Source organism: Wolbachia endosymbiont of Cylisticus convexus (assembly GCF_003344345.1).
On record NZ_QPIP01000171.1, the window covers coordinates 1 to 3,350 of the forward strand.

Annotated in this window: 5 protein-coding genes and 1 pseudogene; 2 read left to right on the forward strand and 4 right to left on the reverse strand. The window is 33.2% G+C overall.

Annotation, left to right across the window (positions count from 1 at the left end; all coding sequences use genetic code 11):
• Window positions 1-40: 40 nt before the first annotated feature.
• Both Wcon_RS09830 and Wcon_RS09835 read left to right on the forward strand, forming a co-directional pair.
• Window positions 41-388 (forward strand): annotated as a pseudogene (locus tag Wcon_RS09830) (ankyrin repeat domain-containing protein); the annotation flags it as partial.
• Between the two features lie 84 nt (window positions 389-472).
• Window positions 473-2,032: a hypothetical protein gene (locus tag Wcon_RS09835; protein WP_114517960.1), complete on the forward strand. Its 1,560-nt coding sequence runs from the start codon at window positions 473-475 to the stop codon at window positions 2,030-2,032.
• Between the two features lie 29 nt (window positions 2,033-2,061).
• Here the strand turns inward: Wcon_RS09835 and Wcon_RS09840 are convergent, their stop codons facing one another.
• The 4 genes from Wcon_RS09840 to Wcon_RS09845 form a co-directional block, all read right to left on the reverse strand.
• A complete protein-coding gene (locus Wcon_RS09840; protein ID WP_147269188.1) occupies window positions 2,062-2,256 on the reverse strand; it encodes a hypothetical protein in 195 nt (64 codons plus the stop codon).
• A gap of 11 nt (window positions 2,257-2,267) precedes the next feature.
• The gene (locus Wcon_RS11290; protein ID WP_147269189.1) at window positions 2,268-2,474 is read right to left on the reverse strand and encodes a hypothetical protein; all 207 of its coding nucleotides are present in this window, start codon (window positions 2,472-2,474) and stop codon (window positions 2,268-2,270) included.
• Window positions 2,475-2,747: 273 nt separating this feature from the next.
• Complete coding sequence (locus Wcon_RS12655) at window positions 2,748-2,876, reverse strand: hypothetical protein (RefSeq protein WP_255565546.1); 129 nt, start codon at window positions 2,874-2,876, stop codon at window positions 2,748-2,750.
• Between the two features lie 59 nt (window positions 2,877-2,935).
• A complete protein-coding gene (locus Wcon_RS09845) occupies window positions 2,936-3,181 on the reverse strand; it encodes a hypothetical protein (protein ID WP_114517832.1) in 246 nt (81 codons plus the stop codon).
• Window positions 3,182-3,350 lie beyond the last annotated feature (169 nt).

Here is a 3,350-nt window from a genome sequence, read left to right on the forward strand (position 1 = left end):
TTGAAGCATGGAGCAGATGTTAATGTAAAAAAGTGAGCAAGGATATACTCCTTTGCATGCTGCTGCTTGGGAAGGTGATTTAGAAGTAGTCAAATTACTATTAAAGCATGAAGCAGATGTTAATGCAAGAAACCTTGGACTTGGAGAAAATACTCCTTTGCATTTTGCTGCTTGGAAAGGTGATTTAGAAGTAGCTGAAGTACTATTGAAGCATGGAGCAGATGTTTATGCAAAAAACTCTGAAGGAAAAACTCCTTTGCATTTGGCTCAGTCCTGTGGACATGGGAAAGTAGTCAATTTATTGCAGCAAGCTGCAATGCAAGGACCTAATGGCAACATGAATAATGTGAACATGGAGAACTTATGCGGACCAGGAATGGGTAGATGAAACTATTAAGCTGGTAGGCAGAATGTTTTTCTTGTTAATTTTCGCTTGCATGTTACAATAAGTGTCGAAGATGAGGTACATGCTATGAGTAGTGAGATAAAAAACAAGCGATGTGTGGAATACGCAGAACAAACTAGCTCAAAAAGTTATTATTCTTCAGAGTATTGGGATTCACAGCCAAATATTGCCCTAAGCAATTTAAACTCAGAGGAAGACTCGAACTCAAGCTGTGATTTAGATAACTCTCCTCCTTTTCTTTTAGAAGGAGATTCATCTTTAGTAGAAAAAGAAATACCATTGACTGATGGAGGGAGTTCATTGGTTAAAAAGTTTTATGAGGAAATGGAAAATAGACGGAAGAAAAGTGAGGGAGAGTATGAGGAAATTGAAAAAGAAATTGTACAAAAGTTTGGAAAAGATTGGACAGAGGATGCTCTAATAGAAGAAATTATACAAAAGTCTGGAAAAGGTTGGACAAAGGGTGATCTAATAGAAGAAATTGTACAAAAGTTTGGAAAAGGTTGGACAAAGGATGATCTAATAGAAGAAATTATACGAAAGTCTGAAAAAGATTGGGTAAGGTGTGCTCTAGAAAAAATTAAATATATAGTAAATAATTATCTTGAAGAGGGAATGAAGTTGAACTCATATTGTGACGACAATGAAACAACTGTAGTGGATTTAACATTTAGGGAAATAGAAGATGTTCTTGACGATGTTACAAAAGTAATCTCTGGTATACATATTGACTATTGTGAAGATATAGCAATAGATGAAGAAAATGTGAGCATTATACAAGATATTGCTAAAGGTTTACTATTAAAAGGCGGGAAAGTGCAGCGATGTCTTTTCTATAACGATAGGATGTCACATGCGACTACGGGATTTGTAAATGATTCTAACGAACAGTTTGATGGCTACCTTTCTTGTAAATATAAAGACATTATGGATAAGCTAAAAGATGCTGCGTATGAAAGCATTGTGAACAAAAACAAACAAATTCAAGATGAGTTAGAAATAAGCATAGATAATATATATTCTTATATAAAGTATCCACAAGGTAGTATTGTTGAGATTGTAAAAATTACAAATGAATTGGAGGTAGAACATCTAGAATTAAAAGTCTGCACGTTAAAAATAGGAGGAAGTATAGTAAGAATTGACATTAAAGGGAAAGACAGAAATTACACTGACATTGCAGGTAGTGACGGTATAGTGTTAACTTTCTACACCAGCTTGGGGGAGTTAGAAGTTGAATTATATCTTGATGAGGAGGATGAAAATTTCATATGGGTAGAAGTAAGAGATCAAGGAAAGTTAGAGAAATTAAAAAGCTGTAACGAAGAAATAGGGGAAAATTGCTTATTAGGAGGTTTATCAGTTAATCAAGCTATAGAACAAGGATATTTTGAACGACCTAGAAAGCTTTGTCAGTCTTCTGAAAGAGTTAGCTCATCTAAAAAAATTGAGAAGGGAGTCTTAGAAGCAGTAAAAGATTTACAGTATGGCGATATAGTGAACTCTTCGTCAAACTCCTATAGAGAAGGTTATGCAGAAAATCAGGATGCTAGTATGAACTCAAGTCACTCAGTGCAGCATAGCAAGTCAAGTGAAAATAGGAGGAGTATAAGTGCTCCAGGTTAAAATAACAGATTTTTAGGCAAGGTCAAGGGTTATAAATTACCTTTCTTCAAGCCGGTTTTTGAGATTACAATTTTATTTACCTCTTTTGAGTAGCTCTCTACAGTTGGAGTTACATTAAATTCTACTATGTTTTTATCCAAAGTTACATCACTTACCGCATAGTCAGAATTCAAAAGATCACTATAATAGCTTCCGCTTCTCCAGCTACCCTCTGATATTTGCAAATACTCTTTGTCTAGCCATATAAGAGATGTTTTCTCATGATCTTCATGAAAAAATGATAAATTTTCATCTTCATTTCCACACGGGTGAAGCACAGCGAGTATAAGTAAAAATCATCTTTAATATGCTGACCATCTTTATTATATTTGTGTACTTCATAATAAAAGTTATCATCAACAAATTCTGAATCATTATTGAAAAAATCTATAAAATCTGTCATGATGTTAGCCTCTTTTATTAATAAACTACTAATAGTGTAACTAATATTTTTATATAAGTCAATATAAGTTAATTTATTAACTAAAATTTTGAACTAAACTCATAAGTAACTTGTCATTCCTTGCTGGAAAGATTTTCCTGCTTTTAACTATTTGTTAACATGTATCAAGATCTTCGCTATTTTATGTTAATATCCTTACATATTTGAGTATAAGTTTCTGTGAGCATTATTTATAAACGTTACAACACTAATCCATAAAACTTCTCTAATTGCTCACTCCATAGCATCGGTATTTCTCTTTTGAGCTTCCTCCATAACACAAGAAAAACTAACCTCTTTTTCAGCCAATGCCAGGCTAGTTTTTCTTTCAATTCTTAATTTGTTTTCAACTTGAATTATCATTTCCTATTGAAACAATGTTTATGGAATCACTCAAATCATACTACACTACACCAACTTGATCAGATAATAAGCACTTCCTCTTGCATAATTACTGGTGATCCATTTTCCGGCTCTATAAGGCACTTAAGTTTCTCTAATTCTGTATTATATTCAAGGCATCCAAGCTTTGCTGATATCAATTCAGCTTGCTCCATACACATAAGCTCCTGTAGATCTGGCTCCTCTGCCATTTTTGCCTGCTTAAAACAAGATTCTATTTCCTCTCTAAGTAGTTCTTTGCCTTTTAAAAAAGTTATTTTACTCATATAATCCTCTATTTGAAAAAAGCAAGTTATACAATAAAGTAACTAAAATAATCTAAATTCTTGCGTCATACTTACAGCTCTTTTTATTAACACTGCTTTATTTCCTAACCTATTCTTTGCACTTCGAATAAACTACTGTTAAAGGTTTAACCATAAAACTTCTCCAGTT

Bases quoted from the DNA above. Each gene is read 5' to 3' on its own strand.
- Wcon_RS09835 (WP_114517960.1), top strand. From the start codon at position 473: ATGAGTAGTGAGATAAAAAACAAGCGATGTGTGGAATACGCAGAACAA.
- Wcon_RS11290 (WP_147269189.1), bottom strand. From the start codon at position 2,474: ATGACAGATTTTATAGATTTTTTCAATAATGATTCAGAATTTGTTGAT.
- Wcon_RS12655 (WP_255565546.1), bottom strand. From the start codon at position 2,876: ATGATAATTCAAGTTGAAAACAAATTAAGAATTGAAAGAAAAACTAGC.
- Wcon_RS09845 (WP_114517832.1), bottom strand. From the start codon at position 3,181: ATGAGTAAAATAACTTTTTTAAAAGGCAAAGAACTACTTAGAGAGGAA.